Source organism: Methylobacterium sp. J-077 (genome assembly GCF_022829365.1).
Lineage (GTDB): Bacteria > Pseudomonadota > Alphaproteobacteria > Rhizobiales > Beijerinckiaceae > Methylobacterium.
In genome coordinates this window covers 1-14,759 of the sequence record NZ_JAKSYJ010000047.1, presented here as the reverse complement: position 1 = coordinate 14,759, position 14,759 = coordinate 1, and the positions used below count along the sequence as shown (strand labels likewise).

At 69.9% G+C, this 14,759-nt stretch carries 13 protein-coding genes; 12 read left to right on the top strand and 1 reads right to left on the bottom strand.

The window, feature by feature from the left end; all coding sequences use genetic code 11:
- Positions 1 to 151: 151 nt before the first annotated feature.
- The 12 genes from MKL11_RS02710 (at position 152) to MKL11_RS02655 (ending at position 13,626) form a co-directional block, all read left to right on the top strand.
- Positions 152 to 1,435 carry an amidohydrolase/deacetylase family metallohydrolase gene (locus MKL11_RS02710; protein WP_243940047.1) on the top strand — a complete coding sequence of 428 codons (1,284 nt, stop codon included), beginning with the start codon at positions 152 to 154 and terminating at the stop codon, positions 1,433 to 1,435.
- A gap of 10 nt (positions 1,436 to 1,445) precedes the next feature.
- Positions 1,446 to 2,315, top strand: a complete 870-nt coding sequence (locus MKL11_RS02705; protein ID WP_243940045.1) for an alpha/beta hydrolase — start codon at positions 1,446 to 1,448, stop codon at positions 2,313 to 2,315.
- Positions 2,312 to 4,666: a xanthine dehydrogenase family protein molybdopterin-binding subunit gene (locus tag MKL11_RS02700; RefSeq protein ID WP_243940043.1), complete on the top strand. Its 2,355-nt coding sequence runs from the start codon at positions 2,312 to 2,314 to the stop codon at positions 4,664 to 4,666. The genes MKL11_RS02705 and MKL11_RS02700 overlap by 4 nt, the downstream gene beginning before the upstream one ends.
- Positions 4,663 to 5,535 (top strand): FAD binding domain-containing protein, encoded by an 873-nt coding sequence (locus tag MKL11_RS02695; RefSeq protein ID WP_243940041.1) that lies wholly within the window; start codon positions 4,663 to 4,665, stop codon positions 5,533 to 5,535. The genes MKL11_RS02700 and MKL11_RS02695 overlap by 4 nt, the downstream gene beginning before the upstream one ends.
- Positions 5,532 to 6,731 carry a xanthine dehydrogenase family Fe-S subunit gene (locus tag MKL11_RS02690; protein WP_243940039.1) on the top strand — a complete coding sequence of 400 codons (1,200 nt, stop codon included), beginning with the start codon at positions 5,532 to 5,534 and terminating at the stop codon, positions 6,729 to 6,731. Before MKL11_RS02695 ends, MKL11_RS02690 begins: the two co-directional genes overlap by 4 nt.
- Before the next feature lie 36 nt (positions 6,732 to 6,767).
- Positions 6,768 to 7,916: an ABC transporter substrate-binding protein gene (locus MKL11_RS02685; RefSeq protein ID WP_243940037.1), complete on the top strand. Its 1,149-nt coding sequence runs from the start codon at positions 6,768 to 6,770 to the stop codon at positions 7,914 to 7,916.
- An 83-nt stretch (positions 7,917 to 7,999) separates the two neighbouring features.
- Positions 8,000 to 8,872 carry a branched-chain amino acid ABC transporter permease gene (locus tag MKL11_RS02680; protein ID WP_243940035.1) on the top strand — a complete coding sequence of 291 codons (873 nt, stop codon included), beginning with the start codon at positions 8,000 to 8,002 and terminating at the stop codon, positions 8,870 to 8,872.
- On the top strand, positions 8,869 to 9,903 hold the full coding sequence (locus MKL11_RS02675; RefSeq protein WP_243940033.1) for a branched-chain amino acid ABC transporter permease: 1,035 nt from the start codon (positions 8,869 to 8,871) through the stop codon (positions 9,901 to 9,903). Before MKL11_RS02680 ends, MKL11_RS02675 begins: the two co-directional genes overlap by 4 nt.
- On the top strand, positions 9,900 to 10,715 hold the full coding sequence (locus MKL11_RS02670) for an ABC transporter ATP-binding protein (protein ID WP_243940031.1): 816 nt from the start codon (positions 9,900 to 9,902) through the stop codon (positions 10,713 to 10,715). Before MKL11_RS02675 ends, MKL11_RS02670 begins: the two co-directional genes overlap by 4 nt.
- Positions 10,708 to 11,412, top strand: a complete 705-nt coding sequence (locus tag MKL11_RS02665; protein ID WP_243940029.1) for an ABC transporter ATP-binding protein — start codon at positions 10,708 to 10,710, stop codon at positions 11,410 to 11,412. Before MKL11_RS02670 ends, MKL11_RS02665 begins: the two co-directional genes overlap by 8 nt.
- Positions 11,384 to 11,731 (top strand): Rieske (2Fe-2S) protein, encoded by a 348-nt coding sequence (locus tag MKL11_RS02660; protein WP_243940027.1) that lies wholly within the window; start codon positions 11,384 to 11,386, stop codon positions 11,729 to 11,731. The genes MKL11_RS02665 and MKL11_RS02660 overlap by 29 nt, the downstream gene beginning before the upstream one ends.
- A gap of 548 nt (positions 11,732 to 12,279) precedes the next feature.
- Complete coding sequence (locus MKL11_RS02655; protein ID WP_243940025.1) at positions 12,280 to 13,626, top strand: APC family permease; 1,347 nt, start codon at positions 12,280 to 12,282, stop codon at positions 13,624 to 13,626.
- Between the two features lie 68 nt (positions 13,627 to 13,694).
- Here MKL11_RS02655 and MKL11_RS02650 read toward each other — a convergent pair whose 3' ends face one another.
- Positions 13,695 to 14,258, bottom strand: a complete 564-nt coding sequence (locus tag MKL11_RS02650; RefSeq protein ID WP_243940088.1) for an SAM-dependent methyltransferase — start codon at positions 14,256 to 14,258, stop codon at positions 13,695 to 13,697.
- Between the last annotated feature and the right edge of the window lie 501 nt (positions 14,259 to 14,759).

Below are 14,759 nucleotides of genomic sequence, written 5' to 3'. Positions count from 1 at the left end.
TTGCGAGGTCAACTTGCGGACACTCATCCATCACCCGTCTCCGCAAATCGGTTCCAACTTTGGCACACTCTATGCAGGGCCATTTACGAAGCATGCTTCGCATTTGGCAAGAACGGGGCCTGCACGAGTTGGTCACCATCACGAGGTCGAGATGGACAATCACCGCTACGATCTGGTTCTGCGGGGCGGGCGGGTGATCTGCCCGGCCTCCGGCGTCGATGGCATCCGCGATGTGGCGGTGCAGGACGGCCGCATCGCAGCCGTAGAGGAAACCATCCTGCCATCGGCCGCAGCGGAGGTAGTCGACGTCTCAGGCAAGCTCGTCCTGCCCGGCATGATCGACACGCACGCGCATGTCTACCAGTACGTCACCGGCCGCTTCGGCCTGAACCCCGACATGGTCGGCGTGCGCTCGGGCGTCACCACGGTGGTGGATCAGGGCGGCCCCTCCTGCATGACCCTGCCGGGCTTCCGCCACTTCATCGCCGAGCGGTCGCAGACGCAGGTGCTCGCCTTCCTCTCGGCCTACCTCGTCGGTGGCCTCGAAGGGCATTTCTACCCGAACCTCTACAGCCCGGATGGCGTCGACATCGATGCAACGGTAAAGTCGGCGACCGAGAACCGCGACCTCGTACGCGGCATCAAGGGCCACGCCGAGATCGGTGGTTTCGCCCGCTGGGGCATCAAGGTCATGGAGATGGCCGCCGAGATCAGCCGCCGCTCCGATCTGCCGCTCTACGTGCATTTCGGCCAGCTCTGGGGCCTACCGGAATCGGGCGCCAACGGCGAGGATGCCGACACCATCGTCGAGCGGGTGATCCCCCTGCTGCGACCGGGCGACGTGCTGGCCCACCCCTTCACCCGGCACCCCGGCGGCTTCATCAACGAGCAGGGCGAGGTGCACCACATCATCCGCCGGGCGATGGATGCCGGGCTAAAGGTCGATGTCGGCCACGGAAGCCACTTCTCCTACCGCGTGGCCCGGGCCTCGCTGCCGGCCGGCGTGATCCCCTACACGCTCGGCGCCGACATGCACGGCTACAACACCGAGGTGCCCGAGGTGAGGAAGCCCGCAGGCACCCCGGATGAGCATCACGACGACGAGAATCATCCCTTCCTCGGCCAAGCCCGCTTCAGCCTGACCCAGGCGATGAGTTCGATGATGGCGCTGGGCATCCCGCTGGAGGACGTTGTGCCGATGGTTACCTCGCATCCGGCCGAGATGCTGCGCATGGGCGACCGGATCGGCGCGCTCAAGGTCGGATACGCGGCCGACGTCTCAGTGCTGCACGACGATCGCGGGCGCTTCCTGTTGCGCGACAACGAGGATACGCGTGTGATCGCCGACCGCTTGCTGCGGCCAGCCTTCTGCCTGCGCGCCGGCCGGCGCTTCGAGGCCGACTCGCCGATCCTGCCTCAGGCGATCGCGGCCTGAGGTGGCGCTGGTGCCCGCCTTGGTCCTCAACGACCCGACACCGCCGGATCCGCGCCGCCGCTGGGACAGCCTGGATTTCGCGGCCCGGGGGGCCTGTTACGACAACAACGCGGCCGTCCCGGACAGCGCGGCCAAGGTCGCGGCGCGCAACACCGCCTCGGCGATGTACCGGGCCGCGCATCCAACCGAACTCGACATCCCTTACGCTGCCGGGGAGCGCACGGCCTTCGATCTCTACCCCGCGGCGGACGAACAGGCCCCCTGCCTCGTCTTCATCCACGGCGGCTACTGGCAGCGCAATGCCAGAGCGGACTTCGCATGCTTCGCGGAGGGGCTGAACGCGGCAGGCTGGGCGGTAGCGATGCCAGGCTACACCCTGGCGCCCGAGGCGAGCCTGGCCGGCATCGTCACCGAGATCGGGGCTGCCCTCGACTGGCTCGCCGAGCACGGGGCGGCGCGCGGGGTCGGTGGCCCGATCGTCCTCGCCGGCTGGTCTGCGGGGGCGCACCTCGCCGCCCTCCATCTCAGGCATCCCGCCGTGGCCGCGGTCCTGGCGATCTCCGGCGTCTACGACCTCGCGCCGATCCGCGAGACATATCTGAACGACAAGCTCGGGCTGGCCGACGACGCGATCGAGACCCTGTCACCCCTGCGGCTTCCCGTGACGGCCAAGCCCATGACGCTGACCTACGGCAGCCGGGAACTCCCCGCCCTCGTCCACGACGCGCGCAACCTCCACGCGCTGCGCAGCGCCGCTCACGCGCCGGGTGCCCTGCTGCCGGTGCCCGGCGCCGACCACTTCTCGATCCTCGACGGGTTCCGCCGGCCCGACGGCATCCTGGTCCGTGCCGCACAGGAACTTCTTGGAGGCACCCGATGAACTACGAGGGTGTGGGGGCACCGCTGCCCCGCAAGGAGGACGACCGCCTGATGCGCGGGCGCGGCCAGTATGTCGGCGATCTCCGCCTGCCGGGGATGCAGGACGTAGCCTTCGTGCGCAGCCCGCTGGCCCACGCCCACATCCGTGCCGTCCATGTGCCGGAGGCCTATCGCGACCGCGTGTTCACAGCCGCCGACCTGGACGGGGTTCTGCCGATCCGCGCCGTCTCGGGGCTGCCCGGCTTCAAGGTCTCCGAGCAGCCGGTGCTCGCCACCGGCAAGGTCCGGCAGGTGGGTGAACTCGTCGCGCTCTGCGTCGCGCCGACCCGCGCCGAGGCCGAGGACATCGCCGCCGCCGTGGTGCTCGATCTGGAGGAGTTGCCGGCCGTCCACGACATGCTGGCCGCGCGCGAGCCGAGCTCCGCCCTCGTCCACGAGCATTGGGGCGACAACGTCTTCCTGGAGACCCTGGTCGACATCGGCATCGAAGGCGCCCTCGACGCGCCGATCAAGGTCAGCCGCACCATCTCGACGGGGCGCCAGTGCATGGCGCCGATCGAAGGCCGCGGCACCGTGGTGCAGCTCGATCACCGGCTCGACCAGCTCGTGGTCCACACCGCGAGCCAGATGCCGCACATCGTGCGCAACGGCCTCTCGGAATGTCTCGGGATCGAGCAGGGGCGCATCCGCATCGTCTCGCCGGATGTCGGCGGCGGGTTCGGCTATAAGGCGATCCTGCTCGCCGAGGACGTGGCCCTCGCCTGGCTCGCGCTGCGCTGCGGCCACCCGGTGCGCTGGCTGGAGGACCGGCGCGAGCACCTGACCGCCAACGCCAATTGCCGCGAGCACCATTACCGCATCACCGCCTACGCCGAGCGGGACGGGACCCTGCGCGGCATCGATTGCGAGGCTACCGTCGATTCCGGAGCCTACTCGGCCTACCCGTTCTCGGCCTGCCTGGAGGCCGCGCAGGTCGCCAGCATCTTGCCCGGTCCCTACGACTTCCCGGCCTATCGCTGCCGGACGTGGTCGGTGGCGACCAACAAATGCCCGATCCTGCCCTATCGCGGGGTCGCCCGCACCGGCGTCTGCTTCGCCCTGGAACTGGTGCTCGACGCCGTCGCCCGCGCGGCGGGGGTCGCGCCCGAGACCGTGCGCGAGAAAAACCTCGTGCGGCCCGAGCAGATGCCGTTCGAGAACATCACAAAGAAGCATTTCGACAGCGGCAACTACCCGGAGGCACTCGCCCGGGCGCTCAAGGCCGTCGACGTGGAGGCAATCCGCGCCCGCCAGCGTCAGGGCGAGCCGGACGGGCGCCGGATCGGCCTCGGCCTCGCGATCTATTGCGAGCAGGCCGCGCACGGCACCTCGGTCTATTCCGGCTGGGGGATCCCGATGGTGCCCGGCCACGAGCAGGCCAGCGCCCGGCTGACCCCGGATGGCGGGCTGGAGCTGCGGATCGGCGCCCATTCCCACGGCCAGGGCTTGGAGACGACGCTGGCCCAGGTCGCCCACGAGATTCTGGGCGTGCCGGTGGCGCGCACCCGTCTCGTCCACGGCGACACCGCGATGACCCCCTACTCCACGGGCTCCTGGGGCTCGCGCGTGATGGTGATGGCGGGCGGTGCGGTAGCGGCGGCCTGCGAGGCGCTGCGCGACCGCGCCGTGCGGATCGGCGCCCACCTGCTCCAGGCGCGTCCCGAGGCGTGCCGCTTCGAAGGCGGTCACGTCGTCGGCCCCACCGGCGACGTCCCGCTCGAGGCGATCGCCCGCACCTGGTACAGGCGCCCGCAGGACCTCGCGCCCGACACCGATCCGGGCGGGCTCGAAGTCACCGCCGGCTACAAGCCAGTGCGCGATTCCGGCACCTTCTCGTACGCGGCGCACGCGGCCGTGGTGGCGGTCGATCCCGACCTCGGGGCGGTGGAAATCCTCGACTACGTCATCGTCGAGGACGGCGGCACGCTGGTGAACCCCCTCGTGGTCGACGGCCAGATCTACGGCGGCCTCGCGCAGGGGATCGGCACGGCCCTGTTCGAGGAGATGCGCTTCGACGCTCGCGGCCAGCCGCTGGCCTCGACGTTGGCCGACTACCTCCTGCCCGGCGCCGCCGACGTGCCGATGGCGCGCATCGACCACATGGAGACGCCCTCGCCCTACACGCGCTTCGGCCAGAAGGGCATCGGCGAGGGCGGCGCCATCGCGCCGCCGGCGGCGCTCGCCAACGCTGTCAACGATGCATTGGCACCGCTGGGCGTCGAGCTGCTGCATTCGCCCATCACCCCCCGGCGGATCGTGGAGGCGGTGCTCGCCGCCGGACACCCCGCCGAGACCGCGCGGGAGGCCGCATGAAGCCCGCCGCCTTCGCCTGGGAGCGCCCCGACAGCCTGCCCGCGCTGCTGGCGCGCCTCGCCGAGGCCCCTGCCGGCGTGAAGCTGATCGCGGGCGGCCAGTCCCTCGGGCCGATGCTGAACTTGCGCCTCGTCGAGCCCGCCCTGATCGTCGACATCACCGGCGTGCCCGAGCTCCGGACCGCGCGGGTTGAGGGCGACACGTTCGTCCTCGGGGCCTGCGTGACCCATGCCGACATCGAGGACGGGCGCGTCCCGGACCTCACCGGCGGCGCGCTGCGGCGGGTCGCGGCTGCGATCGCCTACCGGTCGGTGCGCAACCGCGGGACAATCGGCGGCAGCCTCGTCCACGCCGACCCGGCCGCCGACTGGGTCAGCGCCCTGACGGCCCTCGGCGCCGAGGTCGAGATCGCGGGGCGGACAGGCCGCCGCACCCTGCCGGTGGAGCGCTTCGTGACCGGCGCCCTCGCGGTCGCCCTCGATGCGGATGAGATCCTGGTCGGGGTGCGTGTCCCGGCGCTGCCGACGGGGACGGCCTGGGGCTACGTCAAGCATTGCGCGAAGATCGGCGAGTTCGCCCACGCCATCGGGGCCGTGCGCCTCGAACCCGGCGCGGGCCGGGGCCGGGCCGTGATCGGCGCGGTCGAGGGGCCGCCCGTGCTCCTGGCCGATGCCCGCCCGCTCTTCGGCGGCCGGATCGGCGCCGACTTCGCCGCGCGCTTCGACCCCCGGGCCGCCGACCTCGCGCTGCGGGACGCCGGCATGGCCGACGCGGTCGAGCGGCACATCCACGTCGCCGTCCTGGGCCGCGCGGTGGCCGCGGCGGCCGAGTACGATTCCCGCGCCAACCCCCTTCCGGAGGCCGCATGAGCGCCGCGCTGGCCGAACCCGGGCCGTCCCGCATAGCCCTCGCGCTGACGGTGAACGGCCGCGCCGTGCGGGTCGCGGCCGAGCCGCGCAGCCATCTCGGCGACGTGCTGCGCGAAGGGCTCGACCTCACCGGCACGCATCTCGGCTGCGAGCACGGCGTCTGCGGCGCCTGCACCGTGCTCCTCGACGGCGAGCCGGCGCGCGCCTGCCTGACTTTCGCGGGCGCCTGCGCAGGGGCCGCGGTCACGACGATCGAGGGCCTCGATACGGACGCCATCGCGAGCGAGCTGCGGGCCGCCTTCAACCGCGAGCACGCGCTCCAGTGCGGCTACTGCACGCCCGGGATGCTGGTGGCCGCCCGCGATCTGGTCCTGCGGCTGCCCGAGGCCGACGAGCGGCGGATCCGGGTCGGTCTCTCGGGCAATCTCTGCCGCTGCACTGGCTATGTCGGTATCGTCCGGGCGGTGATGGCGGTAATCGCGGACCGGCGCGGGCGCGGCATCCCCCCGGAGGCCGGCGCGGCGCGCGCCCTCGGCCCGGTCGGCGCCCAGATTGGCGACGCGACGGTCGCCCCCCTGGATCCGCCAGCGGAGCGGGTCGCCCCGGCGGCGCCCGCGGCGGTCGCGGACCTGTCCGACGCGTTCGTCCCGGCCCACGGCTTTACGCAGGTCCTCGACGTCACCCACCCGCCGGAGGCCGTCTTCGTCCTGCTGGGCGACATCGCGGCGGTCGCCGCCTGCCTGCCGGGCGCGGTGCTGACGGCGCGGCCCTCCCCCGACACGGTCGAGGGCGGCCTGCAGGTGCGGATCGGACCGATCGCCGCGACGTTCCGCGGTCGCGCCCGCCTCTCCCGGGACGAGGCGGCGCAAACCGGCTCGGTCCACGGGGCCGGCAGCGACGCGGGCGGCCGCTCGGCCACCGAGGGTCGGATCGTCTACCGGGTCGGCGCCGGACCGGCGCCGGGCACCGCCCGAGTCGAGCTGGACGTCGGCTACACCCTGACCGGACCCCTCGCCCAGTTCGGCCGTCCCGGTCTCGTGCGCGACCTCGCCGGCCGCATCGCGGCGGAGTTCGCCCACAACCTCGATGCCCGGCTCTCCGGCGTCGCAGCGCCGGTGCCCGCCGGTCTCAATCCGCTCCGTCTGCTCCTCGGCCTCGCCCGCGCGCGCCTCGCCGCGTGGTTCGGCCGCGCCTGATCCCTCCCCCCGCCTCAACGCACCGGAGACACGCGAATGCCTGGCAGGTTCACCCTCACGACCGCGATCCTGCTGGCGCTCACGGCGACGGGCGTCCGCGCGGACGCGATCCGCATCGGCGTCAACGAGCCGCTGACCGGGCCCTTCGCGGCTTCGGGCACCTACGTGGTCAACGGCGCCAAGATCGCCGCCGACGAGATCAACGCCAAGGGCGGCGTCCTCGGCAAGACGATCGAGCTCGTGATCGAGGACAACAAGAGCAACCCGACCGAGGCCGCCGCGGTCGCCGAGAAGCTGATCACCAGCGACAAGACCCCGGTGATGATGGGGGCATGGGGCTCGAGCCTGACGCTCGCCGTCATGCCGAAGCTCATGGACTACGAGACGCCGATGCTGGTCGAGACCTCCTCGTCCGGCAAGATCACGACGTCGGGCAATCCCTACGTGTTCCGGATCTCGCCGCCCTCGTCCCTGGAGGCCGAGACCTTCGCGCCGATGGTCGGTCGCCTCGCCCTAAAGAAGGTCGACTTCCTAATCCTCAACAACGATTTCGGCCGCGGCGCGGCGACCGATTTCGGCAAGATGCTCAAAGATAAGGGCGTCACGGTCGGCCTCGTCGAGACGATGGATCAGGGCGCGCAGGACATGAGCGCCCAGCTCGCCAAGCTGAAGGCCTCCGACGCCGACACGATCATGATCACGAGCTCGGTCGATCAGCTCGTGCTGCTGTTCAAGCAGATGGCCGCGCTGGGCCTGAAGAAGCGAGTGATCACCACCGGCGGCTCCCAGAACCCGGACCAGATCATCGCCCAGGCCGGGGCGGCCGCCGACGGCACGATGCACCTGACGACCTTCCTGCCCTGGTCGCCCGACAAGACGCCAGACCCGAAGGCCACCGAGGCCTTCATCGCCGCCTGGAAGAAGCGCGGCTTCGACTTCGCCGGCGTCACCGAGAGCTTCCGCGGTTACGACGGCATCCGCGCGATTGCCCACGCCATCGAGAAGGCGGGCTCGGCCGATCCGGCCGCGATCACCAAGGCCTTCTGGTCGGTCGACTTCGTCGGGCTCAACGGGCCGATCCGCTTCACCAAGGCCGGCCCCGCCGGGAAGGAGAGCGGCCAGAGCAAGCCCGACGTCTACCTCATCGAGATCAAGGACGGGAAAGTGATCGTGCCGGCGCTGTGAGCGCCCCCGAACCGGCGGCCCGACGCCGGTCCCTTCGCCCGTCCGCCGGCCCCCGGGCCGGGGCGCACCCTCTGAGGCCGCCCGTGAACGAACTGATCCAGCACCTCGTCAACGCGCTCATCCTCGGCGGCACCTACGCGCTGCTGGGGATCGGCCTGACGCTGATCTTCGGGATCATGAACGTCGTGAACTTCACCCACGGCGCGCTCTACACGGTCGGCGCGTACGTCATGTACCTCGCGGTCGCCGCGCTGGGGCTGAACTTCTTCCTGGCGCTGCCGGTGGCGATCCTCGGGGGGCTCCTGTTCGGGGCCGCGATCGAGCTGCTGCTGCTGCGCCCGTTCCGGGGCTCGGACATCGATACCACCATGCTGGTGATGATCGGCGCCGGGATCATCCTGCAATCGGGCACGCTCTGGACTTTCGGCGGCGTCGCCAAGGCGATCCCGTCGCCGTTCCCCGGAGCGCCGCTGCAGATCGGCCCGATCTCGGTGTCGTGGCTGCGGCTGTTCGTGCTCGGCGCGGCGCTGACCTTGATCGCCCTGACCTACGCGCTGATCAACCGGACCAAGCTCGGGCTCGCCATGCGCGCCGCCTTCCAGGATTCCGACGCGGCGGAGCTGATGGGCGTCGACGTCTGCCGGATCTACACCGCGACCTTCGCCCTTGGCTCGTCGCTCGCGGCGGCGGCCGGCGCGCTCCTCGGTCCCGTCTACGTGGTGTTCCCGCAGATGGGCGGCCTCGCCGAGCTGAAGGCCTTCGCCATCGTCATCCTGGGCGGGCTCGGCAACGTCACCGGCGCGGCGATCGGCGGCTTCATCCTGGCGCTCGCCGAGGAAATGGGCGCCGGCTACGTCTCCTCCGGCTACCGGGACGCGATGGGGTTCCTGATCATCATCGCGGTGCTGCTCTACAAACCCACCGGGCTGTTCGCGAAGGCGGAGCGCATCGGATGAACCGGCTCCTCCTCCTCGCGCTGCTCGCCGGCCTTGGCGTCCTGCCCCTGGCGCTCGGCGCCAACCCCTATCTCCTCAACGCGCTGATCGTGACGGGCATCCTGACGATCGGCGCCATGAGCCTGAACCTGCTCCTGGGCTTCACCGGGCAGCTCAGTCTGGGCCACATCGCGTTCTTCGGCATCGGCGCCTATGTCAGCGCGCTGACGAGCCTCGGCTTCGACGTGGATCTCGGGTTCGGCCTCCGCGTAGTTCACGAGCCCTGGCCGGCGGCGGTCGGCCTCCTGCTGGCGACGGTGGCGGCGGGCGGCTGCGGCTACCTGATCGGGCGGCTCTCCTTCCGGGTGCGGGGTGCCTACTTCGTCATCGTGACGATCTCCTTCGCCGAGGTCGTGCGCCTCGTGGCCCTCAATTGGGTGGAGCTGACCCAGGGCCCGCTTGCGCTCACCAACATCCCGGCCATCACCCTCGGCCTGCCGGGCCTCGGGATGTGGACCCTCAAGACCAAGCTCCAGAACTATTACCTCGTGCTGGCCGTGGGTACGCTCTGCTACGGCGTGATCGCCCGCCTCATCGGCGGCCGCTTCGGCCGGGCGATGCGGGGTCTCAAGGAGAACGAGTCGCTGGCGCTCTCGGTGGGCATCAACGCCACCCGTACGCTGACGGTGGTGGCCGTGATCTCGGCTGCCATGGCCGGCGCGGCCGGCAGCCTCTACGCCCATTACCTGCGCATCATCGATCCCGACGTGTTCCTGTTCGCCACCACGGTCACCATGGTCATCATGGTGGTGGCGGGCGGCAAGGGCACCCTGATTGGCCCGGTCGTCGGCGGCCTGCTCTTCGGCCTGCTGCCGGTGGCGCTCCGCCCGGTCATGGCGCCGGAAGCCCAATGGATCGTCTACGGCCTCGTGCTGATCGTGATCCTGTTCGTGATGCCGCGGGGCATCGTGCCGGGCCTCTCGGCCCTGCTCGGTCGCCGGCAGGCCCAGTCGGTCCCGGCCCTCGAAGCCAACCCGGCGGTGCAGCGATGAGCGCGATCCTCTCGGTCGAGCATGTCGGGGTCCGCTTCGGCGGCCTAGTCGCCATCGCCGACCTGCATTTCGACGTCCACGCAGGCGAGATCGTCAGCCTGATCGGCCCGAACGGGGCCGGCAAGACCACGGCCTTCAACGTGATGACGGGCTTCCTGAAGCCCAGCCAGGGCGACGTTCGCTTCCGCGGCACGTCCCTGCGAGATCGGCCGCCGCACGCGATCACGCGGCTCGGCCTCGCCCGCACCTTCCAGCGCACCAGCGTCTTCCCGGACGACACGGTGTTCGACAATGTGATGATCGGCCTGCACCAGATGGGCGCCGCGTCGGGCCGCGTACCCTTTCTCGACGCGCTTCTCGGCCGCTCGGGTGCCGGCGAGAGGCAGCTGCGGGTCCGCGCCGAGGCGCTCCTCGACTGGGTCGGGCTCGCTGCCAGAGCGTACGAGAAGGCCGGCGGCCTGGCCTATGGCGAGCAGCGGCTCGTCGGGGTCGCGCTGGCGCTCGCCACCGAGCCCGCCATGCTGCTCCTCGACGAGCCGGTTTCCGGAATGAACGCCTCCGAGACGCGGGTCTTCGTGCGGCTGATCCGGCAGATCCGGGAGCGCGGCATCACCATCCTGCTCGTCGAGCACGACATGCCGATGGTGATGGAGGTCTCCGACCGCATCGTCGTCCTCAACTACGGCCGCCTGATCGCCGAGGGGCCGCCGGACCGGATCCGCACCGACCCCGCGGTGATCGAGGCCTATCTCGGCCAGGGCAGCGCCGCCCGGCAGGCCGCCGCCGCGGTCCAGGAGGCGGCCCATGCTTGAGATCCGCGACCTCGTCTGCGGCTACGGCCAGGTCCCCGCGCTGAAAGGGCTTACGATCGACGTGCGCGAAGGCCAGCTCGTGGCCCTCGTCGGCGCCAACGGGGCTGGCAAATCCACGACGCTCCGGGCGATCTCCGGCCTCGTGTCGCCGCGATCCGGCGCGATCCGGTTCGCCGGGCGGGACATCGCGGGGGCGGAGCCCCGCCGGATCCTGGCCGCGGGCATCGCCCACTGCCCGGAGGGGCGGCGGGTCTTCCCGCAGATGACCGTCGCCGAGAACCTCGCCATGGGCGCCTATCTGCGCCGCGACCGGGCGGCGGTCGGGGCGGATCTCGAGCGTACCTACGGGGAGTTCCCGCGCCTCGCGGAGCGCCGCGACCAGGCGGCCGGCACGCTCTCAGGCGGCGAGCAGCAGATGCTGGCGATCGGCCGCGCGCTGATGGGGCGCCCGAAGCTCGTGCTGTTCGACGAACCCTCCCTGGGGCTCGCCCCCAACATCGTCGAGCGGATGTTCGCGGTGATCCGGGCGATCCGCGATGCCGGCACGACCGTTCTGCTCGTCGAACAGAACGCCTTCGCGGCCCTCGAACTCTGCGATTACGCCTACCTCCTTGAGACCGGGCGCATCGTGCGCGAGGGGACGGGGCCTGCCCTCATTGCGGACCCGCATGTGCGGGAAGCTTATCTCGGTGGCTGAGGCGGAACGGCCAGAGCGGATTCACCTCGTCCCGCACGACCTTCTCTCTGGCCGGACTCTGGTGCCGATCACCGTGGGAGGACACCACCTCCTTCTCGTGCGAGACAGCGAGCGGATCGTAGCCGCTGAGCGGACCTGCCCACACGAGGGCGCAGACCTGCTTCTCGGCCGATGCGTCGGTGGAAGGCTGTTCTGCCCGAGGCATCTCGCCTCTTTCGACCTCCGGGATGGCTCTGTCTCACAGGGCTGGTCGTTCCGTGCCCTTCGCCTGTTTGAGATCGAGTTAGCATTCGATGGACTATGGCTCAAGAAGAAATGAAGCTTCTCGAGATAGACGTCGTGACCAACTCTCATCGGGGTCCGCTTTGTGGCAAGGACAGGAGGTTCCTGAATGGCTTGGATGGGCGCAAAGCTGCCGATTGGTCTCAGCCGAAAGCGGGCCGACGGTTTCCAACGCTCAAACCGGAAAAGCTGCCCATCGGGCGGTCGTCGCGGTCGTCACTAAGTGACCTTCGCGAAACTTTCGCGTGTCGGCCTCCGGGCTGTTCGGTGACCGGGCGCGTAAGCGAGAATGCGGCCGCTGCGCGAATGGAGCGTTGGCCAAAACCAGATCGCGTTTCCTCAATGTCGGATGCTCGGCTCGTGTCTCTGCAATGAGTTCGAAGGCTTTTTCCCTCACCAGGGAGGTCGACGATCTGAACGGCCATCTCGCACGCGGCAAACGGACGCCTCGGCCGGCCCTAGTCGCGCTTCCGGATTGCTGCGATCCACGAAGAGGCGAGCAAGACGGTTGTAGTGTCCTGCTGAGGCCGTCTGGGCTTATGTCGTCCCCTGAGGTCCGGTGTCAGGCCATGGCGAACAGGAGTCATGACTGGCACATCCCACGCCGCTGAACCAGCGCCCACCGTCTCCACCCTTGCTGCGACAGCCATCGTCGTCGCCGACATGATCGGCATCGGCGTCTTCACCAGTCTCGGTTTCCAAGTGACGGACATCCCGTCCGGTTTCACGGTGCTGCTGCTGTGGCTCGTCGGCGGTGCTGTCGCGCTGTGCGGCGCGCTCTGCTACGCCGAGCTTGCAACGATGTTTCCCCGTTCAAGCGGCGAGTACAATCTCCTCACCCGGATCTACAGCCCGGCGATCGGATTCATGGCCGGCTGGCTATCGGCCACCGTGGGTTTCGCCGCGCCGGTGGCGCTCGCCGCGATGGCCCTCGACCAGTACGGCAAGGCGGCCCTGCCCGGTACGCCCCCGTTGCTGCTCGGCTTCGCGGCGATCTGGATCGTGTCGCTCGTCCACCTGCGGGGGACGCGCCACAGCAGCGTCTTCCAGATCGGGTTCACGCTGCTGAAGCTTGTACTGATCGCAGCCTTCATCGCCGTCGGCTTCGCCGGGGGCGGCGGTACGGCGATCAGCTTCGCCCCTAGTGCATTCGACCCGGCGCAGATCCTCAGCGCCAGCTTCGCGATCAGTTTGGTCTTCGTGATGTACGCGTATTCGGGCTGGAACGCCGCGACCTATATCGTCGGTGAGCTCGCCGACCCGCCGCGCAGCCTGCCGCGCGCGCTCCTCGTGGGGACCAGCATCGTCGTCGTGCTCTCCATCGCGTTGAACGCGGTGTTCCTCGTCACGACGCCTGTCCCCGAACTCGCCGGCCAGATCGAGGTCGCGGTGATTGCCGGACGTCACGTCTTCGGCGAGGCAGGCGGCCGCACCGTCGGCGGGCTGATCTGTGCTGGCCTGATTCCGACCATCAGCGCGATGATGTGGATCGGCCCGCGGGTGACCGTCGCGATGGGGGAGGATGTGCCGGCACTGCGCCTGTTCGCCGGGCGCTCACGACGCGGCGTGCCGGTCGCGGCACTGTTGCTCCAGGCCGGGGTCGCGACCATCCTGCTGTCTACGCAAAGCTTCGAGGCAGTGCTCGACTTCATCCAGTTCGGCCTGATCCTGTGCTCGTTCCTGACCGTTATCGGGCTGATCAAGCTTCGGATCACGCGACCCGACCTGCCGCGGCCGTTCCGGGCCTGGGGATACCCGATCACACCCCTGATCTTCCTAGCGGTCACGCTGTTCATGCTCGCCCACCTCGTCACCGTCCGGCCGCTCCAGTCCCTCGCAGGCCTGCTGCTGATGCTGGTCGGTCTCGTCCTGCACAGCCTCGTGACGGCGCGGGAGCAGAGGAAAGCCCGGATGGCACCACCGCCGCGGTGATCGTGGGCCTCGTCGTCGAGGCAGGATCGCGTAGCCGGTCTCCGATGACTCTGGCACCATCGCTCGCGTCAGGGAACGGGTTTCACATCGGGCTTGATCGACCGCAACACGTCGAGCCGATACTTGTCAGTGCGCGACTGCTTCAGGACCCGCGCGAAGGCGTTTGCATCCGCGATGAAGCCTTCGGCCGCCTCGTCGCCGGATAGGGGATAGTGGGTGACGCCGAGCCAGTGGACCAGCACGATGTCCGCTTCCGGCAGGACCGCGCCCTTCACCCGTGCGACCAAGCGGGCGAGGTCGGCGCGGTCGAGATAATAGGCCACCTCGGAGATCACGATCAGGTCGAACCGGCCCTCCGGCCAAGCGCCTGGAACGGCGGCGAGTTGAAAGCTTACATTCGGGCAATCGGCGCACCGCGCCCGCGCGGCATCCAGGACCGACGGCACCACATCGAGCCCCACCAGCGTGTCGCAGCGGGGGCAGAGCTCGTGCGTGAACACGCCGATCGAGCAACCCACCTCGAGACCCGAAGCGTAGTGGGCCCTCGGCAGCGCCGCGAGGGTTGCTGCGTACTTGTCGCGCTCGTAGGGGCTGGAGGCGAAGCGCCACGGATCCGACTCCGTGGCGTACATGCCCTTGAAGTACTCGGTATCGAGGGTTTTGGATCGACGGCCCGTCGGCGTCTCTCCCGGTGCACCCGAGCCCGTCTCCGCACCGGCGGTGCTGCCAATACCGAGCATCGCGCTCGTGACGACGGCGCCTCCGGATTGCAGCAGGGTGCGCCGGGATGCTGGCTTGCGGTCGCGCACGATGGGCCTCACCGCACCTTCGGGAATCGAAGGGGCAACCGGGCGTGATCGGGGCGGTTCCGGGGTGCGGCGGCGGCGTCAGGCTGCGCAGCCCCCGAGATACGCGGCGCGGATGTCGTCATTGGCCCAGAGCGCCTGTGGGTCGCCTTCTAGGACGAGGCGTCCGGTTGTGGATCGGCGTCTAAGCGTGGGTCTGACGCAATCTCGATGCAGGGCGGCTCATGGTGTGCCGATCAGCCGAGCTTCGATCAGGTCGAGTTTGGCACGGCCGAACATCTGCCGCTTCACGAGCTTCAGGCGGGTGATCTGCCCTTCGGTCTGGCC

What these genes read in the sequence shown, in the direction of transcription:
- MKL11_RS02685 (WP_243940037.1), top strand. Translation starts at nt 6,768, where the DNA reads ATGCCTGGCAGGTTCACCCTCACGACCGCGATCCTGCTGGCGCTCACG.
- MKL11_RS02690 (WP_243940039.1), top strand. Translation starts at nt 5,532, where the DNA reads ATGAGCGCCGCGCTGGCCGAACCCGGGCCGTCCCGCATAGCCCTCGCG.
- MKL11_RS02655 (WP_243940025.1), top strand. Translation starts at nt 12,280, where the DNA reads ATGACTGGCACATCCCACGCCGCTGAACCAGCGCCCACCGTCTCCACC.
- MKL11_RS02665 (WP_243940029.1), top strand. Translation starts at nt 10,708, where the DNA reads ATGCTTGAGATCCGCGACCTCGTCTGCGGCTACGGCCAGGTCCCCGCG.
- MKL11_RS02675 (WP_243940033.1), top strand. Translation starts at nt 8,869, where the DNA reads ATGAACCGGCTCCTCCTCCTCGCGCTGCTCGCCGGCCTTGGCGTCCTG.
- MKL11_RS02670 (WP_243940031.1), top strand. Translation starts at nt 9,900, where the DNA reads ATGAGCGCGATCCTCTCGGTCGAGCATGTCGGGGTCCGCTTCGGCGGC.
- MKL11_RS02710 (WP_243940047.1), top strand. Translation starts at nt 152, where the DNA reads ATGGACAATCACCGCTACGATCTGGTTCTGCGGGGCGGGCGGGTGATC.
- MKL11_RS02660 (WP_243940027.1), top strand. Translation starts at nt 11,384, where the DNA reads ATGTGCGGGAAGCTTATCTCGGTGGCTGAGGCGGAACGGCCAGAGCGG.
- MKL11_RS02700 (WP_243940043.1), top strand. Translation starts at nt 2,312, where the DNA reads ATGAACTACGAGGGTGTGGGGGCACCGCTGCCCCGCAAGGAGGACGAC.
- MKL11_RS02695 (WP_243940041.1), top strand. Translation starts at nt 4,663, where the DNA reads ATGAAGCCCGCCGCCTTCGCCTGGGAGCGCCCCGACAGCCTGCCCGCG.
- MKL11_RS02650 (WP_243940088.1), bottom strand. Translation starts at nt 14,258, where the DNA reads ATGTACGCCACGGAGTCGGATCCGTGGCGCTTCGCCTCCAGCCCCTAC.